General features: G+C 47.2%; 23 protein-coding genes. 10 read left to right on the plus strand and 13 right to left on the minus strand.

Translation table 11 applies throughout. The annotated features are described in order from the left end of the window. Positions 1 to 201 precede the first annotated feature (201 nt). The 5 genes from C161_RS01395 to C161_RS01415 all read left to right on the plus strand — a co-directional run bounded on the left by C161_RS01395 (position 202) and on the right by C161_RS01415 (position 4470). On the plus strand, positions 202 to 876 hold the full coding sequence (locus C161_RS01395) for an alpha/beta hydrolase (RefSeq protein ID WP_036667857.1): 675 nt from the start codon (positions 202 to 204) through the stop codon (positions 874 to 876). Then, complete coding sequence (locus C161_RS01400; protein ID WP_036612835.1) at positions 876 to 1646, plus strand: DODA-type extradiol aromatic ring-opening family dioxygenase; 771 nt, start codon at positions 876 to 878, stop codon at positions 1644 to 1646. The genes C161_RS01395 and C161_RS01400 overlap by 1 nt, the downstream gene beginning before the upstream one ends. A 325-nt stretch (positions 1647 to 1971) precedes the next feature. Continuing rightward, on the plus strand, positions 1972 to 2568 hold the full coding sequence (locus tag C161_RS01405) for an SMI1/KNR4 family protein (protein WP_036667858.1): 597 nt from the start codon (positions 1972 to 1974) through the stop codon (positions 2566 to 2568). A 144-nt stretch (positions 2569 to 2712) separates the two neighbouring features. Further along, positions 2713 to 3714: a cation diffusion facilitator family transporter gene (locus C161_RS01410; protein ID WP_143781100.1), complete on the plus strand. Its 1002-nt coding sequence runs from the start codon at positions 2713 to 2715 to the stop codon at positions 3712 to 3714. 255 nt (positions 3715 to 3969) lie between these two features. Continuing rightward, the gene (locus tag C161_RS01415; protein WP_036667859.1) at positions 3970 to 4470 is read left to right on the plus strand and encodes a hypothetical protein; all 501 of its coding nucleotides are present in this window, start codon (positions 3970 to 3972) and stop codon (positions 4468 to 4470) included. A gap of 326 nt (positions 4471 to 4796) precedes the next feature. On the opposite strand, the gene C161_RS01420 is transcribed toward C161_RS01415, so the two are convergent. Genes C161_RS01420 through C161_RS01435 form a run of 4 tightly spaced genes read right to left on the minus strand, consistent with a single transcriptional unit; the run spans position 4797 to position 8583 of the window. After that, on the minus strand, positions 4797 to 5870 hold the full coding sequence (locus tag C161_RS01420) for an ABC transporter substrate-binding protein (protein WP_036667861.1): 1074 nt from the start codon (positions 5868 to 5870) through the stop codon (positions 4797 to 4799). Further along, positions 5867 to 6676: an ABC transporter permease gene (locus C161_RS01425; protein ID WP_036612847.1), complete on the minus strand. Its 810-nt coding sequence runs from the start codon at positions 6674 to 6676 to the stop codon at positions 5867 to 5869. The genes C161_RS01420 and C161_RS01425 overlap by 4 nt, the downstream gene beginning before the upstream one ends. Further along, positions 6651 to 7484, minus strand: a complete 834-nt coding sequence (locus C161_RS01430) for an ABC transporter permease (protein WP_017691799.1) — start codon at positions 7482 to 7484, stop codon at positions 6651 to 6653. The genes C161_RS01425 and C161_RS01430 overlap by 26 nt, the downstream gene beginning before the upstream one ends. Continuing rightward, positions 7474 to 8583, minus strand: a complete 1110-nt coding sequence (locus C161_RS01435) for an ABC transporter ATP-binding protein (protein WP_036612848.1) — start codon at positions 8581 to 8583, stop codon at positions 7474 to 7476. Before C161_RS01435 ends, C161_RS01430 begins: the two co-directional genes overlap by 11 nt. Positions 8584 to 8838: 255 nt before the next feature. Here C161_RS01435 and C161_RS01440 point away from each other — a divergent pair, with 255 nt between their 5' ends. Beyond that, positions 8839 to 10200, plus strand: a complete 1362-nt coding sequence (locus C161_RS01440; RefSeq protein WP_051449526.1) for an MFS transporter — start codon at positions 8839 to 8841, stop codon at positions 10198 to 10200. A 49-nt stretch (positions 10201 to 10249) separates the two neighbouring features. On the opposite strand, the gene C161_RS01445 is transcribed toward C161_RS01440, so the two are convergent. Together C161_RS01445 and C161_RS01450 are read right to left on the minus strand one after the other, a co-directional pair. Further along, on the minus strand, positions 10250 to 11461 hold the full coding sequence (locus tag C161_RS01445; RefSeq protein ID WP_036667863.1) for a nitric oxide synthase oxygenase: 1212 nt from the start codon (positions 11459 to 11461) through the stop codon (positions 10250 to 10252). Between the two features lie 127 nt (positions 11462 to 11588). Beyond that, positions 11589 to 12068, minus strand: coding sequence for a Dps family protein (locus tag C161_RS01450; protein WP_200869383.1), 480 nt, complete (start codon positions 12066 to 12068; stop codon positions 11589 to 11591). A 358-nt stretch (positions 12069 to 12426) separates the two neighbouring features. Between C161_RS01450 and C161_RS01455 the strand changes: the two genes are divergently transcribed. Beyond that, on the plus strand, positions 12427 to 12777 hold the full coding sequence (locus tag C161_RS01455; RefSeq protein ID WP_036667865.1) for a hypothetical protein: 351 nt from the start codon (positions 12427 to 12429) through the stop codon (positions 12775 to 12777). A 71-nt stretch (positions 12778 to 12848) separates the two neighbouring features. Here the strand turns inward: C161_RS01455 and C161_RS01460 are convergent, their stop codons facing one another. Beyond that, positions 12849 to 13586: an HAD family hydrolase gene (locus C161_RS01460; RefSeq protein WP_036667866.1), complete on the minus strand. Its 738-nt coding sequence runs from the start codon at positions 13584 to 13586 to the stop codon at positions 12849 to 12851. Positions 13587 to 13868: 282 nt separating this feature from the next. On the opposite strand from C161_RS01460, the gene C161_RS01465 reads away from it, so the two are divergent. The 3 genes from C161_RS01465 to C161_RS01475 all read left to right on the plus strand — a co-directional run bounded on the left by C161_RS01465 (position 13869) and on the right by C161_RS01475 (position 15027). Next, positions 13869 to 14138: a hypothetical protein gene (locus tag C161_RS01465; RefSeq protein ID WP_081745983.1), complete on the plus strand. Its 270-nt coding sequence runs from the start codon at positions 13869 to 13871 to the stop codon at positions 14136 to 14138. Between the two features lie 151 nt (positions 14139 to 14289). Then, positions 14290 to 14721: an SMI1/KNR4 family protein gene (locus tag C161_RS01470; protein ID WP_036667867.1), complete on the plus strand. Its 432-nt coding sequence runs from the start codon at positions 14290 to 14292 to the stop codon at positions 14719 to 14721. 117 nt (positions 14722 to 14838) lie between these two features. Next, positions 14839 to 15027: a hypothetical protein gene (locus C161_RS01475; protein ID WP_036612861.1), complete on the plus strand. Its 189-nt coding sequence runs from the start codon at positions 14839 to 14841 to the stop codon at positions 15025 to 15027. An 82-nt stretch (positions 15028 to 15109) separates the two neighbouring features. Here the strand turns inward: C161_RS01475 and C161_RS01480 are convergent, their stop codons facing one another. The 6 genes from C161_RS01480 to C161_RS01505 form a co-directional block, all read right to left on the minus strand. Beyond that, positions 15110 to 16849, minus strand: coding sequence for an adenine deaminase C-terminal domain-containing protein (locus C161_RS01480; RefSeq protein ID WP_036667868.1), 1740 nt, complete (start codon positions 16847 to 16849; stop codon positions 15110 to 15112). A gap of 176 nt (positions 16850 to 17025) precedes the next feature. Next, positions 17026 to 18084: an ABC transporter ATP-binding protein gene (locus C161_RS01485; RefSeq protein ID WP_036667869.1), complete on the minus strand. Its 1059-nt coding sequence runs from the start codon at positions 18082 to 18084 to the stop codon at positions 17026 to 17028. Between the two features lie 18 nt (positions 18085 to 18102). Then, a complete protein-coding gene (locus C161_RS01490; protein ID WP_017691790.1) occupies positions 18103 to 18894 on the minus strand; it encodes an ABC transporter permease in 792 nt (263 codons plus the stop codon). Between the two features lie 4 nt (positions 18895 to 18898). After that, positions 18899 to 19720, minus strand: coding sequence for an ABC transporter permease (locus C161_RS01495; protein ID WP_036612869.1), 822 nt, complete (start codon positions 19718 to 19720; stop codon positions 18899 to 18901). 277 nt (positions 19721 to 19997) lie between these two features. Then, entirely contained in the window at positions 19998 to 20936 is a 939-nt protein-coding gene (locus tag C161_RS01500; RefSeq protein WP_036667870.1) for a nucleoside hydrolase, read from the minus strand. A 267-nt stretch (positions 20937 to 21203) separates the two neighbouring features. Then, the gene (locus C161_RS01505; protein WP_036667975.1) at positions 21204 to 22274 is read right to left on the minus strand and encodes an ABC transporter substrate-binding protein; all 1071 of its coding nucleotides are present in this window, start codon (positions 22272 to 22274) and stop codon (positions 21204 to 21206) included. Positions 22275 to 22517 lie beyond the last annotated feature (243 nt).

The following is a 22517-nucleotide window of genomic DNA, read 5'->3' on the forward strand; positions in this document are numbered from 1 at the left end:
TATGAACATGCACAACGGCATTTATTGTAGAACCATTCAAGATTTTTTATAAACAACATATATTCATCATACAAAAAAAGTATTGACCCTACAATGAAACCGTGATAAATTTTGTTCATAAATAAGAATATTTATTTTATATTAGTAAACTTTATCATCAAAGCGATATATTAACTCAATCCTCATCAGGTGGTGTTTTCAATGAATTCTCCTTATATACATGAAGTCCGATTACCGTCTCATTACAATTCAGATCAGCGTTATCCCGTAATCTTCGCCTTACATGGTATGGGATCAGATGAGCAAGATATGCTTCGTTTGATGGAGCCTATGCAGTCTGATTTTATTATTGTTGCCATCCGTGGACCTATCGTTCAGGGTAGTGGTTTTGCTTATTTTCAGATTAAAAGCATTGGCAACCCCATCCGTGAATTGTATGATGCCTCCGTTCAGGGACTGCAACAATTGATTGTTGATCTGTCCGCCAAATATGCTATTGATCCCAAGCGGCGTTATATCGCCGGATTCAGCCAGGGCGCCATTATGGCAATGACCCTATCGCTGGTGATGGGAGATGCAATTAAAGGCATTGTAGCGATGAGTGGGTATATCCCGCAATTTGTGAAAGACGAGTACAAGCTGCAACCCGATTCGGAGCTGTCTGTGTTCATCTCGCATGGAGATCAAGATCATCTATTCCCGTTACAACTGGGCGAAGATAACGCCAATTTCTTCCGTCAACACACCAATCACGTCACATATGTACCTTACAACGGTGGACACCAGGTGACCCCCGATCTATATCAAGAATTTCAACACTGGCTTCGGACGGATGCAAATCTGACTACCGAAGACCCGAAAGGACTGAATTCATAATGATGCCATCTCTTTTTATTGCTCACGGTGCCCCATCACTGGCACTGGAGGAGAATGTGTACACCGAATTTTTGCAAAAACTTGGACAGGAACTGCCGAAACCTAAAGCAATCGTATTGTTCTCTGCTCACTGGGAATCCACAACTCAGCTTGTATCCTCGGTAGCCAACTATGAGACCATTTATGATTTCGGCGGTTTCCAGCCCGAGCTGTATCAGATCAAGTACCCGGCTCAAGGACAGGCAGAGACCACAGCCGAGGTAGAACGTTTATTCACAGAAGCCGGGATTCCGGTACAGACCGATGACGTTCGTGGACTGGATCACGGCGCTTGGGTCGTTCTACGCCTGCTCTACCCAGATGCGGATATTCCTGTAATTGCCTTGTCCGTGAATCGCTATCTGACAGGTGAGCAGCAATATCAGGTCGGACAAGCGCTCGCTTCCTTGCGTGAGCAAGACATTCTTGTCATTGGTAGCGGAGGAACCGTCCACAATCTACGTCGATTGAACTGGGAAAGTAACGGCGTTGACCCGTGGGCATCAGAGTTCGACAACTGGCTGCATGACAAGCTGGTGAGCTGGGATACGGAGTCTCTCTTCTCCTATGATAAACTGGCACCTTCAGCTCAAGCCGCCGTGCCTACGCCGGAGCATTTTGTACCGCTGTTACTCGCCATGGGTGCGGGAGATCAGAACAAACGTGCATCGCTCCTGTTTAAAGCCTATCAGTATGGCAATCTGAGCTTGTCCTGTTGGAAGTTTGATTAAAGAGGACTATGTAAAAGGTTAGTTTCACTTATATAGTAGATAAAAAATAAAGCATGTGTTACAGGGATTGCCCCTGTAACACATGCTTTATTTGTTGTTAGGAGTGACTGCCATGATGGATGTACATAATCGATTGGGATGGAGACAGGTGTGCTGATATGCAACAACCACCTTTAAATAATGAGACCATTGTTGCATGTAAGCAAGGACTCCGGTTTCTTGTGTGCTTTTTCGGATTATAACTATAATATGAGGTGAAATTAGGCACAGTTTGCTCGCATATCACTCACCATATTATCTGAATAGCTCATGCGGAGGGAATTGGATGCCAGAACAGCGTATATATGAATTGATGGAAGAACTGGATATGTTGCTGGAGGAGAAGGTACAGGATGAGGAAAACCGGGAGCTCTTGGAGGCTTATCGCGAGTTTGAAGGCGTGACGGATGAACAGCTCGACGCATTCGAGCGTGAACAAGGTATTCGATTACCTGCTGATTTTCGTGCGTTTTATAAACGTAAAAATGGGAGTGGTTATGGCTTTCACGTCTTGTACCCAAGCCTTGAGGAAGGACGGGAATCCGAGCCATTTTACCTGTTATCCCTGGAAAAAATTCAAAAGGAGCAGTCCACGCTGGTGGAGAACCGCATGGATGATTATTTTACCGAAGAAGAGATCCGTGAGCTTGATCCCCGAATCAAACCCTACCTTTTTCAAAAGAAATGGATCACGTTTGGCATGCTTGGAGGTGGTTCGCTGTATCTGATGTTCGACTTTGATCCGACAGAGCAAGGAACGGTTGGACAGATTATTATGTACGTGCATGACCCGGATTTTGTATATTATGTCGCTGGGACGTTTACGGAACTGTTGGAACAATCCAACCGCAATTTACGTGCCTTGGAAGCCATTGAGTACTGAAATGCGCATAATGATATGACCTTTTTTGCATAATGCTGGGATATGTCAAAGCGGTTATAATAACATTTAGTGGAAATGCACATGCTGTATAGATAAGACTGCCTTTTCTACACCTAATACATTGATCTGGGAGGAACATACGAAGTGGCTGAACAACCGAAGTCTGAGAGCTTTATGTCTCTCATCAAAAAAGGAAATACATCCTCCGCCGTAGCGATGGCAGGTAATGCTGTTCTTGCTGTGTGCAAAGGGGGAGCCTTCCTATTCAGTGGCAGTGGTGCCATGTTCGCTTCGGCGATGCATTCACTCGCTGATGCCATTAACCAAGGGTTTGTCTTTGTCGGAAGTGTGTTGTCCGAGAAAAAACCTACACGCCGCTTCCCGACCGGATTCGGACGGGTCATTAACATTTTCTGTATGATCGCCGTTATTGTTGTTACCATTATGGCGTATGAAACGATCCATGAAGGCATCCATCTTTTGCAGCATCCTGTTGGTCATACCGGCGGTCTCTGGATTAACATCGGAGTGCTTGTTCTGAACATTGTCATTGACGGGGCCATCCTGATCAAAGCCATGAAGGAAATTCTAAAAGAAGCACGCGCACCCAAAGCCGCCGGATTTGCCTTGGTCCCTGCTGCCATTAAAAATGTAGGCCGTGCGGCGCCACCAACCCGTCTCGTATTCTACGAAGATGTTGTAGCAGTACTCGGTGCTCTGCTTGCATTGATCTCTGTCGTGGTGATTGCCTTGACCAACTTTGCATTGCTCGATGGCATTGTGACGACGATTATTGGATGTCTGATGATCGCTGTAGCCTTCCGGGTCGGTTACGATAATATGATTGGATTGATCGGGGTAGCGGCTCCGCAGGATATTGAGGACAAAGTGTCCCAGACTATTCTCGCAGACACACACGTTGCCGATATTCAGATGATGCGTATCATTCAGGAAGGCCGTTATTATCATGTCGAAGGTCTGATTGAGTTGACTAAAGGACTCAGTCTTGCCGATGCGGATGACATCAAGTTCCGTATTCAGGAGAAACTGATGACAAACCCCGACATCGCCGACGCTGCCATCTCCATTATTGAGGATGACGGTGTGAACAGCTGGGGCAAGAAACATTCGGATGTGGTGAAATAACAAGCTTCGTTTTGGATAAAAAGAATGACAGAACCCACTCTTCAACAGAGTGGGTTTTTAGTATGTTCAACTACACCCTCATCTAGGGAGAGGTAGTTGCCCAAAATGCTTACCTAGACTTTGGTCTAGGCTCATTTTAACTCCAAAGACGGAGGATATACTTTTCCAGTTCATGGTATGCTGTGAGTAACGAAAGTAATTGCTCTACATACAACCGTTCGGAAAATTGATCTTGTATTAAGAAGGAGAGATATTATGGCTAAACGTACGATCCTTGCGCCTGTTCTCATTTTGCTGGGCGTGTACCTGATTCTGAACCAGGGAGGTTCACTCGGTCCAGGTACAATCTTCGCTACATTCTGGCCCACGTTGTTCGTGATTCCACTCGGGCTGTTCTTCCACTGGCTGTACTTCTCCATGATTGGGAGAGGGGTTGGACTGCTGGTTCCTGGTGGACTGCTGCTCACCGTCGGTATCGTCTGTCAGATCGCCATGCTGTTCAACAATTGGAGTACAATGTGGCCGGGCTTCATTCTGGCTGTTGCTGTTGGTTTGTTCGAATTGTATTGGTTTGGTGGTCGGAACAAATGGTTGCTGATTCCCATCAACATTCTAACGGTGATATCGTTGCTATTCTTCGCTGTGATGTCGATTGGCACGATGCTGAGCAGCTTGAGTTTTATTCAACCGTTCGTGGCGATTGTGTTGATTATGGGTGGGGCATGGATCATGGTGGGTCGCAAAAAACGCATGTAGTGGCAATTATATAAGATGAATGGGGTGCGATTAACTGAGTCACTGCGGTGACAGCACAACTTCGGATCGCTGTTATCCCCGGATTTTTTTGAATCCCATCTAGCAATGGGAAAATCCGTTGATAAAGGCGACCGCTTCGCTTCCTTCGTTTGTTCTGTCCCCTCCGTTAACGTGTGATCTTAAATGTTCATCTTATATGGCACTTCAAGCGCTATTGCTCTGAAGTAAGTAATAAAAAAGGGGTGCTGCTCGTCATCAATTGATATGACGAGCAGCACCCCTTTATTTTTTTCAGATCTAACGAACTGTGCACACCCTATTGGCGGTTATTTGCTGTGCATTTTAAACTCCAGGAACAGGTCGTTATAATGCGAGAGCATTTTTTTACCCAGATTATCGTAGACCTCCAGCTTACCTGTCAGTGTCTCGTCTGGATAGAAGCGTTCATCCTCCGAGATGTCCTCTGGCAGCAGCTTAAGTGCCTCAGCGTTCGGAGTGGAGTAACCAACATACTCCGCATTACGAGCGGCATGATCCGGGTCCAGCATAAAGTTGATAAACTGGTGTGCCCCTTCAATATTACTCGCTGTTTTTGGAATAACCATGTTATCGAACCAGAGGTTCGAGCCTTCTTCAGGCACCATGTAATCCAGCTTGTCGTTCTCATCCATAATCTCGGACGCATCCCCGGACCATACAAGTCCAACTGCTGCTTCCTCATTCGCGAGTAACATTTTGATCTCGTCTCCGACAATTGCTCTGACGTTTGGTGTCAATGTAGACAGCTTCTTCAGCGCTTCTTGCAGATGGTCTTCGTTGGTATCATTCAGAGAATAGCCGAGACTGTTCAATCCCATCCCAATGACTTCGCGTGCACCGTCAAGGAGCAGGATTTGATTTTTCAAACGCGGGTCCCACAGGTCATTCCAGCTATCAAACGTCAACCCATCCACCAGCTCAGGATTGAACACAACCCCCACTGTTCCCCAGAAATAAGGGATCGAGTACTTGTTGCCTTCGTCAAAGGACAAGTCCAAGAACCGCGGATCGATGTTGCTCAGGTTAGTCAATTTGCTGTGATCAATTGGAACGAGCAGGTCTTCCTCTTTCATTTTGCTAATCGCATATTCGGAAGGAATCGCCACATCGAACGTAGTACCGCCCTGCTCAATCTTGGTCAGCATCGCTTCATTGGAGTCAAACGTCTGATAGATAACCTTAATGCCTGTCTCGTCCTCAAACTCCTTGAGCAGATCAGGGTCGATATAATCGCCCCAGTTATAGATGGTCAGCGTGTTGCCGCCAGAATACCCCTGACTCTTATTCAGATACGAAGCCAGGATCATCAGGGCAAAGGCGGCCACAAAAACAATCGCAAATGTCCGTACCAGTTGCTTCATGGACGCAGCCCCTTTCCTCCGGGTGGTATCCGTGTTGCACGGCGGTTAATGAAGTAATATCCAACCACCAGCAACACCGTGAGCAGGAACAATAGGGTGGACAAAGCGTTGATGGACAACGAAACGCCCTGCCTTGCTCTGGAGTATATCTCTACAGAGAGTGTGGAGTATCCATTACCCGTGACGAAGAATGTTACTGCAAAATCATCGAGCGAGTACGTCAATGCCATGAAGAATCCGGCAAAAATACCCGGTTTCACGTATGGCAACACCACACGCGTCAGAATCTGCCATGAGCCAGCACCCAGATCGCGTGCCGCGTCCATCAGAGTTGGACTCATCTCCTGCAGCTTCGGCAGTACCATGATCACGACAATTGGTACGCTGAATGCAATATGAGACAGCAGAACCGAAGTGAAGCCCAGTTTGATACCAATCATGGTGAACAGAATCAGGAACGATGCACCAATGATGACATCCGGACTAACGATGAGCACGTTATTGAGTGACAGTAGCGTGTTCTTGGTCCGTTTGCGACGCACATGGTAGATCGCCAGTGCTCCTGCTACACCAAGGATCGTCGAGATCGCTGATGACAGGAGCGCAATGATAAATGTATTCAGCACAATGATGAGCAGCCGAGTATCAGCGAACACCTCTTTGTACCATTCAAGCGTGAATCCTTCGAAGCTGCGCATGTGGCCGCCACTATTGAAGGAATAGAAGATCAGATACGCAATCGGTGCGTACAATATGGCGAATACAACGGCTAGATAGACGTTAGACAGCTTTCCGTTTCTTCCCATTACGCACCTCCTTCTTGCCTGATCCAGTCAGGAACATAATAATCGCCATCGCAATAATCAAAAAGACGGCAATCGTTGAACCCATCCCCCAGTCCTGGGTGACGAGAAAATGCTGTTCGATCGCTGTTCCCAGCGTAATTACACGGTTCCCCGCAATGAGGCGGGTAATCATGAACAGAGACAGCGCAGGAATAAATACAGCCTGACAGCCTGATTTCACTCCACTAATCGTCAGTGGAAAGATAACTCGGCGGAATGTCAGCCACGATGAGGCTCCCAGATCACGCGCCGCATAGATCAACGATGGATTCATCTCTTCCAGCGCATTGAAGATCGGCAGGATCATGAATGGAATGAAGATGTACACCGAGACAAAAATAAAGCTGAAATCGGTGAACAAAATCTGCTGTGTACCAATACCCACCACTTCAAGCAGGGAGTTGGTCAGACCGTACGTTCCGAACAGACCGATGAAGGCGTACGCTTTTAGCAAAAGATTGATCCAGCTTGGCAGAATGATCAGCAGCAACCATAGCTGCTTGTGCTTCGTCCGGGTCAGCATATACGCCGTTGGATACGAGATCAGCAGTGAGAACGCCGTAATCAGAAATGCATACCAGAACGAACTGAGCGTCATCTGCAAGTACACCGGTGTGAAGAATCTGGCGTAGTTGCCAAACGTGAAGTTACCCTCCACATCGAAGAACGAATAATAGATGACCAGCAGAACCGGCGCCACAACAAACAACACCATCCATAATACATATGGAATCAGATACGCATTGCGTGTGCTGGCCTTAGTCTGCATGAGCGGCCTCTTGGTAGGCTTCGAGTCGTTTGTCGAACTCTTCTTCGGTCTCGTTAAAGCGCATGACGTGTACTGCTTCCGGGTCAAAATACAGTCCAATCCGTGCGCCGACAACGGCTTTCTTGGTTGAATGAACAAGCCACTCATTGCCCGCATCATCGTACGTGGATATCTCGTAATGCACCCCGCGGAATAACTGGGAATCCACATTGACCTTGAGTTTGCCTTGGTCTTCGGTTGTAATCTCCAGATCCTCTGGGCGAATGACAATCTCTACCGGCTCGTCCCGCTGGAGACCCTGATCAACACACTCGTGCTGTGCGCCAGCGAATTCCACCACAAAGTCCTGCTTCATTTTGCCCGATACAATGTTCGATTCACCGATAAAGTCTGCTACAAAGCGGTTAATCGGCTCATCATAGATATCATTCGGTGTACCGCTCTGTTGAATCACGCCGCCATTCAGGACAAAAATCTCGTCGGACATCGCCAAGGCTTCTTCCTGATCATGCGTAACAAAGATAAACGTGATGCCCAGTCGCTGTTGCAGCTCCCGTAGCTCGTACTGCATTTCAGTCCGTAATTTCAGATCAAGTGCCGAAAGCGGCTCGTCCAGTAGCAGAATTTCAGGTTCGTTCACAATCGCGCGTGCAATCGCGACACGTTGTCGTTGTCCGCCGGACATTTCGCCAATTTCCCGGTTTTCATACCCGGATAGATTGACGAATTTGAGGGCTTCCAACACTTTGCTGCGAATTTCAGCCGTTTTCATCTTTTTGATCCGCAAACCAAAGGCTACGTTCTCAAATACATTCAAATGTGGAAATAATGCATAATCCTGAAATACGGTATTCACCTGCCGCTGGTGGGCAGGCACTCTGTTGATGAGCGCACCGTTAAAATAAATACTGCCCTGTGTCGGCTCCGCAAAACCGGCAATCAGCCGCAATATCGTTGTTTTCCCGCAGCCCGATGGGCCAAGAAGCGTATAAAATTTACCCCGCTCAATCTCAAAGCTGACCGCCTTCAATACGGCTTCATCCTGGTCGTATTGCTGAGTCACCGCTTCGAAGCGGATAATCGGTTGTTGTTCTGACATGCTTCACATCGCCCCCTTATACTTGAGGTACCTCTTAAGTCTGTACACTTTTCGTTCATGCATCCTTATAGATAACCCATCTATTATATATGATTCAGGTATATCCGCAATGGTTTTGATGTAAACGCCGCGTGTCATTTCTTCTTATTTTCAAAAATTCTGCATACATTACGGGTAATGTCGATAATACGTACCCATATGGAGTAAATGAAGGATTTTAGGATTCCATTTTATGTGTGAGAGGAGTCTTGGCTCTTGGATATTCGTCGTAACCTGCCTTTGCTGATGACCATTTGTTTCTTAAGTCAGATGGGCGGATTCATGATCCTGCCCCTATTTCCTTTGTTTATTGAAGAATTCGGCCTGTCCGGCTGGATGATGGGGGTTATTTTTGCACTCTTTTATGTGGGGAAAGTAATTGGTGGCGTTCCAGCAGCGGCAATTTATAAGAAACTAGGTGGTAAAAAGGCTCTCATCCTGATGCTGATCCTGCTGGCTGTCTGTATGGGCGGCTTCGCGCTGTCTACTGCTGCGGTGTTATTCGGCCTGCTCCGACTTCTACAGGGGCTCGCTTCCACGGGCCTTACCGTGGTCGTACGTTCCATCATCGGAGATGAGGGTAATGTAGACAACCGCGGCCTGTACAATGGATATATCAGCAGTAGTGAGGGCGGCGGCATGGTGCTCGGTCCGGTCATAAGTGGCTGGCTCGCGCTGCACTGGCCATTGTCGGTGCCTTTTTTACTCGTTACCGTATGTTGTCTGATGGCCGTGGTCGCTGCGATGGGGATGAAGACGACTGCGCAAGCTAGAGCTAGTCATGAGTCTGGGGATACGCTAAGTGATCCTCTATTAGAAGGTCCTTCGGGTGTTGTTAAGCAGGAACCTCTGGTCAACTCAGCACACCCGGTGCTCCACACGGATGACACCCCTCCTTTACCTTCAACAACATCTGATGCACTGCATACGCAAGCTGCGGATACCTCCTTAACCTCCCAATCCAACCAAGCTCCCGAATCAACAACAACTGGCCCATACACAGGGTTCACCAGGCGGCAACAGCTTGTTGGCTACGGTACGGTACATTTTCTGGAGATGAGCGCCTATGCCGTATTTCTCACCTATTTTGCACTGTATGCAGCTCACATCATGCATTGGGACCCGTTTGCCACCAGTCTCGCCTTCACCGTCTCCGGGATCTCTACGCTCGCCGCTGCTCCCTTTGTTGGTCATCTCTCTGACCGGTTAGGCGATCGTCTGTTGCTTTGCATGCTCGGCATGTTCCTGATTGGAATCGAAGTTGTTGTATTTCTAAGCACGTCCTCCCATCTATGGGTCTACGTTGGCATGCTGATTGGCGGGGTTGGCGGTGCATGTTACATGGATTCGTTCTTTGCTCATATTGGTGATCATATTCCGGACGAGAGTCGAAGTTCTGTCATAGGCAAAATTGTCTCTGCTGCCGAGATCGGCTCCATCGTGTCTCCACTGGTTGCAGCGCTACTTATGGAAGTTGGCTCGCTGTACTCCGTGTTTGTGTTCAATCTAGTGCTGATTGCTGTTGCCATTGTAGTTCAGGCTGTGATGCGCAGTCGATATCGATTGAAAGAGGGGTAGTTCTTCCTTTGATACAAAAGGATCACAAAAAATAACCCGTCTGCACAATTTAGTGTGCAAACGGGCATTTCATTGGTGCATCTCCGGCCTGCGGCTGGTGATTCTCTACCTGTGCATTCTGCTGCTCACTGCTTCGCAGTTCTGCGGCAGATGCCACGCCATCTTTCAGGGTATACGCCTGATCCTGACGGAAAAAGTTCGGCTTCACGATCTCATTACGATAGGAGCTGTGGAAAATATGTGTTGTCGCCGGGGATACTGGCGGAATCAGCCACACCCAATCTCCGGTTAGCTCACGTCCAGCCTTTTCCTCCCGCTGTTCAAACATAGCAAATTGCGTTGCCGCCGTGTGGTGATCCACAATGCTCACACCTGCTTTTTTGAACGAATGCAGCACAGCCACATTCAGCTCAACTAACGCACGATCTTTCCACAATGTCGTTTCACTCGACGTATTCAATCCAAACGCTTCCGCCACCGCAGGCAGCTTGTTATACCGGAACGTATCCGCCAGATTACGGGCGCCGATCTCGGTACCCATATACCAACCATTGAATGGTGCTGCTGGATAAGATATACCGCCAATCTCCAGTCGCATATCAGCAATCATCGGCACACCGTACCAGCGCATGCCCAGCTCGGCAATTTCCGCTTGCTCCGGATGTTCAATAAGAACTTCCACAATCTCTTCTTCTGGCACAACATACCACTCTGGGGCTTGTCCTTGTGCCTGAATAATGAGCGGTAACACATCATAGGGGCTACCTGCCCCTTGCCAGCCAAGTGACATCGCCGCCTTGGTCAGCTCCACCGAAGCAGGATCTCCGATAATACCTTGCTCTGTCTCATATCCCGCATAACGAATAAGCTGATGATTCCAGAGGCGTACCGGAGTTCCATTCGGCCCATCCGCTGGAAGGATGGTAATCATCGGGATTACTTTGCCAGCGTTGGATGCCACATGGATATGATTCAGCACAGCTTCCGCTGCCGTTCCTGCCGTATCAGCATGACGGGCGTCCACGATCCGCAATTTATCCCAAAACAGACGCCCGATGCAGCGGTTGCTGTTCCGCCATGCCATTTTACAACCCTGCTCCAATTCCTCTGTGGTATGCACATAAGTACCAGTTACTTCGATCTCTCCCATAACGGCAACAAGCCGGGCCTCTGCGTCTTCACGCGAATGGCCCAGCTCTTCATAACATGTATATATAAACCGTTCAGCTTCTTCCTGCAATTGTTCCAGGTCTGACCGCATCGTTCATTCCACCATTCTGTACATCTTGAATGCCATCATTATACGGCAAGCGCACCGGATTTGTAAGCGAACGGACACTTTGTTCACGGACTCTACATATCGTTGTCAGGATGTAGGGTGACTTTGCTTATTTGCCCAGAAATGCGGTTAACATCCAGACCTCTTTATCCAGCGCAGCGGTGAATCCAATCAGCATATCTTCCGTTGCGTTATCCTCTGCTTCTCCCGCTTCGTGAATGCCTTGATGAATCACTTTCACCATTGTACGCAGATCAGCAACCACCGACTCTACCATACGCTCAGCAGACAACTGCCCTTGTGCCTCTTCAATTGGAGAAAGACGCAGCTGTTCAGCCATCGTAGCCACCGGACGTCCACCAATAGCCAGCAAACGTTCTGCAACTTCGTCCATATTCGCCGTAGCCAAGTTGTACAACTCTTCGAATTTGGCATGCAGTGTGAAGAAATGAGGTCCTTGGACATACCAGTGGAAGTTATGCAGTTTCGTGTATAGTACGGACCAACCTGCGATCTGACGGTTCAGGACCTCTTGAAGTGCTGTGGCATTGTTAGCAAAAGTGTTGTTTCTAGTTTGGATTGTGCTCATGGAATTTATCCCCTCTCGAATATAAAAATAGAATTTGAATTTTATAATGGATTGCTTTGATTCGCTTATTTTAATTTAGACTTAATCTAAATCTTGTTTTAATTATAACACCGCATATCCTGTTTGGGAAGGCTCTGAACTACTCTTTCAAATGAAGATTTCATGAAGCACAGCTTCATAGAAACATTGGCGCAGGCTAATAAAAAAGATGATTTTAAGCAAACTCTCCCCAACCTATTGGAGTTATGATAGACTCATCTGATCGGATTATCCATAAATTAGTGAAATAGGATGATACCCATCATAAAGATAGTTACCATTATAGGAAGTTAACTTAGTCACTATTGCGGAGGTAAACATGAGAATATTTCAATTTAAACAAGAGTCAGGGAAAAAGATTACCAAATTCGATTCTAATTTCGTAATGTCACGTATAACGCAGACCAACAAAGCAGCTCATATCGGATGTATGCATTTAGCTGAGGGTGGGGTCATAGGTTATCACCAAGCTGCAGTTCCTCAACTCCTTTTAATAGTAAGTGGAGAGGGTTGGGTTAGAGGGGAAGCAAATGAATACATCAAAGCTCGTTGTGGCGAAGCGGTTCTCTGGGATAAACATGAATGGCACGAAACCAAAACAGAAGCTGGACTCATGGCAATTGTAATTGAAAGCGAAGAGTTAGACACCTCATTAATGATGCCTTTATAGAAGGTATAATATAAAAAAGCAGACCTGCACCTAAGACGGTAACAAGACTGCTCCTTTAAACATAAATCTCCTTAAGCTTGAACACACTCAAAAGTCAGAATACGACTGATCTCTTCATAGCTCGATGCTACAAAATGAGGTTGATGATCGGACTCCGGCAGCGCCTCCCGATGGTTGAACCAGATGACTGTCCAGCCTGCATCCACTGCACCTACCACATCATTACGCCACGAGTCTCCGATGTAATAGCTGGAACGGGCATCTGTCCCGGACTGCTTACTCACATATTCAAACAACCTGCGATCCGGCTTCGCATAACCAGTCGTTCCGGAGATGAAGACCAGATGCTTGTCCACGAGACTGAGCACATCCAGTGCTTCAAGCTTGCGGCGCTGATGCTCTCCTTCTCCATTGGTGATTAGACCAACGGTATGGCCTTCTGCCTGAAGCCTTCTGATCAGCTCATACGCTCCTTCAAAAGGTACAATCTCAAACTGTCTGCTCAGATACTGTGCTTGTAGTTCTTCAGCCTGTCCCGATTGTAGGGGGAGTCCGAACTCTTCCATCGTCAACTCAAACCTCCGACGGCGCATTCGCTCTACTGCATCCGCTTCTGGTACAGCGGACAGATCTTCTTGTGCAGACAGCCAGTCACTATAATAACGAAAACGATGATAGGCCTCAGCATAAGGGAACTCATCGGGCAGGCCGAGAACGTCCTGCAACGCGCCACGAAGTGGCTGCAAGTGATCATATAACGTATCATCCACATCGAAAAATATCGTTTTAGCATTATTTATTTCACTCATAATGGTTGTCTATCCTCCTGCTTTTGCGTCCAAACACTCTTTTCTTACTACTATATATGTATTCCTATGCCTCGTCCAAAAGGGATTTGTTGCGTGATCATCTCTACTCCAGAACAGTGCCCATAATAACGCTTAGACCAGAATTGATCGGACGGCTTTATATGTTAAAATAAGGATGATTAAATCTGAGGTGATGACGATGTTCAACCCAAAATTCTTCTTCTATTAGTTGTGCTCAAGGCACTGGCTACTCAAGCCAAAATCTAGCCCGGTACAACGGGGATGAAGATGTTCACACAGGAAGAGATTCAATCATGGGAAAATGAAACAGCTTTTGCACAGAGACACAACAAGAAGTTCATTGATCCAAGAAAAGAAAAGCTGAAAGATCACCGTAAAGGAATCAAGAGCACGCATTACAACAAAGAAAGTAAACCCGATCGTAAACATGATTATCGTCTGTATAGAACCAAAATGAAGCGTCTCATGCACCACGAGCAATACGATCTTCTGCACAACTATAAACGAACGAGCGGTTGGCTAACTTGGTAAACTGGAGTTAGAAGAGTAGTCCTTACATAACATTACTGCGCTACATCAAAATCAGTAGCCTTTTAAGTTAAGAAGGACTTCTTTTTTCAATCAATTACATACCGTTTCATTCGTTACTGACAGTTAGAATATATCGAGGAGGCCTTTATTCATGTGGAAAGAGCATCTACATAGCATTTCGAAGGAGTATACGTTCAGTCCCCCTGCATCTGGTGATGACATTGCAAAGGTGGAAGACTCCTTACAGGTTACGCTCCCTCGTGAATTAAAAGAAATATTGCTCGAAACCAATGGAGTCAGAGCTATTTACGATTTGGGACTTATCTGGTCAGAAGATCAAATTAAGAATGAAAACAGACATTATCGGGATGACCACTCCCAAGATTACTACATGCCCTTTGATCACCTGCTCTTCTTCGGGGAAAGTGGGATTGGGGATTTATTTGCTTTTCCTGTGACAGGGGATGGAACGTGTAGAGATGACGTGTTTGTGTGGAATCATGAAAATGACAGCCGAAAATGGGTCGCACCTTCAGTGTCCAAATATTTGGAGTGGACTTTAGAAGGCAAAATAAAAATTTAGGTTACACGGACTAACGGACCCTAATCTACGATGAATAATTAGATAATTTTGTATTTCCATTTAATGAATATTATATTAATGAACACATTACAAATGAATAAAAGGTGGAATGAACTTATGAGTATATCAGAAAAGAAATGTCATGATTGCGGAGGAACATCTTTCGTAGAAGCATCGGATTACATCAACCTTCGTCCATTGGATAAGAAAATGACTCTCGGTGTGGAAAAAATGTACACGGTTTGTCTGGATTGCGGCGAAGTTGTTTCCATTAAAGTGAAGAACCCAGAGAAGTTGCTAAAATAATAATTCCAACAAGCACAGACAAAAACACCCTAGCTCACAATTGTGAAATAGGGTGTTTTTTCACGACATATGTGTCTTCAGTCTATACAATTAACGATACAACCTTACCTGCATTCACATCAATCAGGCCATAGTCCGTAATCTTCAGCGCGGGACTTACCGCAAGGGAGTGCGTGCTAATCGACATGATCGGATTGTAATGCACGTACCCAAGAGACAACATCGCTGCTCTCAGTTCCTTCACTTGATGGGATACCACTGCAAGTGGTTCCTCCGTCAAAATGCCACCTACGGGAAGTTCCAGATGGGACAACACCTTGCCGTCTTCCACCACACAGAACCCACCCTGGCTCGAAATCACTGTGTTAGCTGCCAATATCATATCTTCACGATTACGTCCTACAACCAGCAGGTTGTGATTATCATGTGAGTATGTCGTTGCAATAGCTCCACGCTTGATGGTGTCTCCACCGATCAGACCATGTGCACGATTGCCGTTCACGCCATAACGTTCAAAGGTCGCGATCTGCGCATATCCGCTTTCTTCCCAGCGTAATTCACCATCCGAGGACTGAACCGGTGCAATATGCTCTTCCACAAAAGTAGAACCATCCTTCACCATCATGACACGGCATTGGTACTCACCTTCACCAGCGAGATCAACCCCTGATCCACTGACTTTTGGATCTGACAACTGAATTGCAAAATCTGTTACGCCCAGCTTCTCCAACTGTACACTCTTATAGAAGTGAGGTGGGAACTGCCCGGTTATGCGTTCCTGCTTATACGGTTCGTAATCGTCATAAACTTTGCGGCCGTTTTTGTACACCTGGTCAATAGCGAGCTCCTCCAGGTTAGATAACAACACATAATCGGCTACTTTGCCTGGGGCAACGCTGCCACGATCGGTCATTTTCATCCGGGAAGCAGGGGTTGATGTTGTTGCATAAATCGCGTCTTCCGGACGCATCCCCATCTGAATTGCCTTGCGCACGATATGATCCAGATGACCATGCTCCACCAGTGAATCCGGCATCACATCATCCGTTACGAAGCAGAAATGCTGCGCCACATCATGTTGAATCAGGTACTCCATGACTTCTGGGGTCATTGATTTCTCTTGAATTTCAATAAACATACCTGCCGCAATCCGAGCCTGTAATCCCTCAATGCTCTGATGAGTATGATCGGAATCGATACCTGCGTAGATCAGTCGATGCAGATCGAGTCCAAGCAGTTTCGGTGTATGTCCTTCGATCACAAGATCCGGATAGTTTTTGCGAATATGCTGTAAAATCTGGTTTGTCTTGCATTCCGGATCACGGATGACATCGACATAGTTCATGATCTCTCCCAGACAGATGATCTCGCCAGTGGCGAGCAACACGTCCATATCTTCAATTTCGATCGAACCGCCTGTTGTCTCCATCGGGGTTGCCGGAACGGAACTTGGGATCGCATAGAACATATCCACGGTGGTGTCCCGACTCACAGCCATCATCTCCTGCACACCCTCCAGCCCGAACACATTTGCCATCTCATGCGGTTCTGCGACAATAGACGTTACCCCGCAGCCAATCAGACCATGAGAAAAGGTTTCCGGTGTCACCATCGTACTTTCGATATGCAGATGGATATCGATCAAGCCAGGAATCATGTATCTTCCCCGCGCATCAATGACTTCGTCTGCCTGAATCAACTCAGGTCCACCGGGTCCAACATACAGGAATCTGCCGCCCAACACAGCGACGTTGTTCATTTCAAACCGTTTATAATAACTGTTATACACATGTACATTTACAATCAGTTGATCTGCACGCATGGGGCATAATCTCCTTCTTCACAAGCATTTCACCATGATGCGAACCGGACAATGAACCTGCACTTTAATCTGCTGTACTGCACATGACTGCGCACCACTGCCATCGTCCGGGAATCATCGCATGAATTGCCTTCTTTACTGCTCTTATTTCTTAATGCTACTCGCTACATTCACGACTACTCTACCAATACAAGCTTGTCCTGTGGGAAGATCAGGCTAACACGTTGCCCGCTAAGGTATGGTGTTTCCATCTCCTGATTTGCTGTAAAGTCACCGAGTTCCGTCTCGATCACATACTGATAACTACGTCCCAGATAGGTGCTAACTTTGATAATGCCCGGCAAGGCGTTCATCACATTCGCAGAGGTATCTCCACTAACGATCAGATCATCCGGACGAATTGCGCCTTTACGAGCACCGGGACGTGCTGTTCCGGGATGCGCAGTTGCTGTAAATGTGCGTCCACCTGCGCTCAGTGTGATTAATTCACCTGCATCACTGCGCTCCGCGAATTCAATGAAATTATGGAACCCGATGAATCGTGCTACAAACTCCGTTGCCGGATATTTGAAAATGGTTTCCGGGCGGTCGAGCTGCTCAACCACGCCTTTGTTCATAATCGCTACTTGATCCGAGATCGAGAAGCACTCTTCCTGGTCATGAGAGACATACAGCGTTGTGATGCCCAGCTCTTGCTGAATGCGGCGAATCTCCACCCGCATGTTGAGGCGCAGGTTGGCATCCAGGTTACTGAGCGGTTCGTCGAACAAGAGCAGGTCAGGTTCAATGACCAATGCACGAGCAATGGCTACACGCTGACGCTGTCCACCGGACAGTTCTTGTGGAAAACGTTTCTCAAATCCATTCAGGTTAACGACTTCCAGGATTCGCATCACACGGGAAGAGATATCCTTGTCTCTCACCTTGCGCATCCGCAGGCCAAAGGCCACGTTGTCATAGACAGATAGATGCGGGAATAACGCATAACTCTGAAATACAAATCCGAAGTTCCGCTTGTTCGCCGGAACCTTCGTATAATCCTTGCCGCCGAACATAAACTTGCCCTGTGATGCTTCCAGAAATCCGGCGATGAGGCGCAGCGTAGTTGTTTTGCCGCAACCGCTCGGTCCGAGCAGGGAGAGCAGTTTACCTTTTTCCAGCTCCAACTGAAAATCCTTCAGGATTGTCTGCTTATCGTATGCCACGGATACGTGGTCTAATGTCAGCAATGCCATAGCGTTCTGCGCCTCCAATTAACGTTTAGTAAAGTATGAAAATCCGCCCATGATCCGTTCGATCACGAACATTAAGAGTCCGGTCAGTACCATCAATAGCACGGAAATCGCGGCAATCGTTGGGTCAAAATAATTCTCCACATACGTCAGCATCTGGATCGGTAATGTGCTTACCCCTGGTCCGGTCATGAACACCGAGATGTCCACGTTGTTGAAGGACTCCAGGAAGGCAATCAGCACGGCAGCGATAATTCCTGAGCGGATGTTAGGAAGCACGATCGTGAAGAACGTTCTTACCCGTCCCGCACCAAGACTCAGCGCAGCTTCTTCCACTGCAAAGTCAAAGCTCGACAGACTCGACGCGATAACCCGAATGATGAATGGAAGCATGATAATCGTATGACCGATCAACAGTCCGAGATACATCGGCAGATGGTAGATTACGATCAGGTATTTCATCAATGTAAAACCAAGCACGATTCCCGGGATCAGTACCGGGGACAGGAACAGTGCGTTCAGCACGGACTTGCCTTTGAAATCGTAACGACTAAGTGCATACGCAGCCGGAACTCCGAGCACCAGTGCCAACAAGTTTCCCAGTAAGGAAATGATGATGGACGTCTGGAATGTGCGGAGGAAACCGCCTGTGTTGAAAATATTCTCATACCAGCGGAAGGAGAACCCTTCCGGCGGAAATTTGAGTACCGTTCCCGGTTCAAACGAAGTGACCGATATGATCAGAAGCGGGCCCAGCAGAAAGATAAAGACCAGCAGACTGAACAGGCCCAGCCCGATATGTTTCTCCCGCATATGTCTACCCCTTCGGATTTAAAGTTTTGGCCATTTTGTTCATGACACCAACCACGACAAATGTAATCACAATCATAATCGCGGCAACAACCGAGGCCAGATACCAGTCGTTGAGGGTCATGGCGTTCTGATACAGGAACGTAGCAATTACACGCTGCTTGCCTCCAAGGAGGGCAGGTGTAGTATACGCCGTCAGGCTTCCGACAAAGACAAGCACGGCTCCGATCACAAGCCCTGGCACAGCAAGTGGAAACACGACCCGGCGGAATGCCGTAATGCGCGATGCACCCAGACTTTGTGCTGCTTTGAGCAGGTCACCGTCAATGTTCTCAAGCACACCGACCAGAGAGATAATCATCAGTGGCAGGAACAGATGCGTCAGACCGATCATCATGGCTGCCGGCGTGTACAGAATGTCCAGCGGCTTGTCCACGATACCCAGGCCAACAAGGGTGTTATTGATCAGCCCTTTGCGTCCAAGTATAATCATCCAGCTAAACGAGCGCACGACCGGGCTCGTCAGCAGTGGGAAGATCGCCAGTGCCAGCAAAATGCCTTTGCGGCGCGGCGCTTTCTGCGAAATATAATAAGCTGTCGGGAATCCGAGCACCACACAGACGATGGTGGTGACCACGCTGACTTGCAGCGTCGTAAGCAATATTTTCAAAAAGTATGGGTCTCTGAAAAAATGCATGTATCCTTCAAACGTGAAGGAGTTTTCTTGGAAAAACGTCGACCCGATCGTCAGGACAATCGGAATGATCATAAATGCCGCCAAAAACACGAATCCCGGCAGCAATAGCCAGTAGATTACTGATTTCTTCATCGCGATACTCCTGACTTTTAAAATGGTTTTATTCACACGTTTCACTGGCGCACATTTCAAAAATAAACGTTCACTCATCGCACCAGCCGTTCCGGTTACGAATCGTTCTTACGATCGCTGTTATCCTTGGATTTTCTTGATCTCCTTCTTAGTAGAAGGAAAAATCCAAGGATAAAGGCGAACGCTTCGCTTCTTCAAAATCGATTTCGTCCCCTACACTACCAGCGAATTAGGTGGGTTGATTTTAGACTGAACTCCAATGCCGTGAAGTTCATAACTACGCGTTTAATGCGTTGATAAACAGTTCAAGGAATGCTTCCGCATCTACGGTTTCGCAGACGAGGGTGTTGGGCTGCTCGCCCAAACGGTTTTGGAAGTCACATACCATCTGACCATCGCACAGGCGGCTGGCGGTTTCTACATCCACGTAATATGATTTACGTCCTACCAGTTCAGGGGCAAGAACTACGCCCACGGCTAGTGGATCATGTAAAGCGCAAGCGCGGACGCCGTTCATTTGTTCGTAACGGTTGATGTAAATCTCCGTGCTTTGAGCAACGTATGCGCGCAGTGCAGGATCAGTGAGACGCTCAATCGTTGCTTCATTCAGCAATGTTTGACGCGTCACATCCAGTCCGACTTGAGTAAGCTTCTCGATGCCTGCGTGCAGTACGATGCGTGCGGCCTCTGGATCAGCGTAGGTGTTGTACTCGGCGGTTGGTGTAATGTTGCCATGTCCACGAACTACGCCACCCATGAAGATGACTTCCTTCAATAAAGAAGGCAATTCAGGACACTTCATCAGCGCGAGTGCCAGGTTAGTTAAGGGTGCGGTCATGATCAGGGTCAGTTCGCCGGGATACAACTTGGCTTGCTCCACGATAAAGTCTGGCGCAAAACCTTCCTCGGCTTTCTTAGACACGGCCGGATCAGGCAGCGCACCGCCCAATCCGTCCTGTCCATGTACCCGGTGTTCATAATGAGACTTGCGAGTGAGCGGCCCAGCTGCTCCGGCAAAGACCGGGATCGTTGGTGCACCCGCGAGTTCAAGAATTTTGCATGTATTCTCTGTTGCCTGCTGGAGTGATACGTTCCCACAGACTGTGGTGATGCCGAGAATGTCCAACTTCCGACTTTTGACGGCCAGCAAAATCGCCAGTGCATCGTCAATCCCCGTGTCCACGTCCAGAATGATGCGATTTTGCGCTTCACTCATCCGTTCTCAACTCCTATACGGTAATTGGTTGCTTGCTGCAAATGATAAGTTGAACTAAAGAATATTTACACTTACCACTCCGATGACAGAATAACCTTCCGATCGCTGTTATCCCCAGATTTTTTTGAATCCCTTCTTCAAGGGGAAAATCCGGGGATAAAGGCGAACGCTTCGCTTCTTCACATTATTTCTGTCCTCTCCGTTCTCGTGTAAAAAGTTTAGTTGAACCTATATAGATCAGAGATAACTTTTAAGAAACTCGGTTTTTTATTGTGCAATCTCGCGGTTCCAGCGATCTGTCCAGCCTTTAACCTGTTGATTCACAAATTCCATATCCAGCTTGTTCAGCTTCTCAACAACTTCAGCGCCGTATGTTACGCCTTCTGCTTCTTCAGCAGTCAGTTCAACCTTTGTGTTAACCGGGGAATCGACTTTGGCTTTAGCAGATTTCGCTTGTACATCTTGGCTGAGCTGCCAGTTGATGAACTCTTCAGCCAGCTCTTTGTTTTTGCTACCCTTCACGACATTGATTGTGTTCATTACGGCATATGCACCTTCGCTAGGTGTAACAAACTTCGCATTAGGCACGGCTGCTTTCAGATCTTTGAAATACATTTCCATGATCGGTCCGCCTGCAATCTCTTCTTGGGAGAACATGTTCACGAATTCGGATGTTTGACTGTAGAATTTCACCACATTGCCGCTCAGTTTTTTCAGTTCAGCAAATGCCGCATCTTCATTAAACGTATCGTTACCGGCTACACGGGAAGCTGCATCCACAACCATTGGGCCTGCTGTTGCCGTAATATTCGGGATGGTCAGGTTACCTTCGAACGCCGGGTCCCACAGGTCACTCCATGAAGTCACTTCTTTGGATACGAGATCCGGGTTATAAGCGATACCGAGCTGTCCAACCGTGTAGGCTGGGCCATAATCTTCACCAAGTGGTGCTTTGGCAATATCATAAATGTCATTTATATTTGGAATTTTGGAGCGGTCGATTTTCTCAAACAGACCTTCATCGATACCTTGTTGTGCATAGTAATCAGACAGGTAGATAACATCGACATTGGATGTACCTTGACGAATTTTATTCAGACGTTCAGCGTTATTGCCGACTTCGAGCACGATGTCTACATTATGTTCTTTTTCGAATGGACCAAATACTTCTTCATTAAAGAAATCTTCGGAGAAGCCCCAAGTGGAGATAACCAATTTGTTCGCTGCGGTTCCCCCACTCCCTGATCCGCCTGTTGCATCATCCGTGCTGCTGCCACAACCTGCAAGTAATACCGATGTCATTGCCACTGCTGCCAAACCGCTAATCCACTTTTTCATCATGATCCTGATTCCCCCTGATATATGTGATGTGTATGAAAAAACAAAAAGAAAAGTGCTCTTGTATAAACAAGAACACTTTTCTTCGTAAACAAAGGAAAGCGACACCCGCTGCCGGTACATCATCGGTTTCTGCTTCAGAATCAATCCAAAGACAGACGCCATCATATGAAATTGTACGGAACCTGATCATGAATCCGGGCCATAACCTCTGTATACATCAACAAGAATCAATCCTGCCGA

The organism is Paenibacillus sp. FSL R5-192, from assembly GCF_000517845.1.
Taxonomy (GTDB): Bacteria; Bacillota; Bacilli; order Paenibacillales; family Paenibacillaceae; genus Paenibacillus; species Paenibacillus amylolyticus.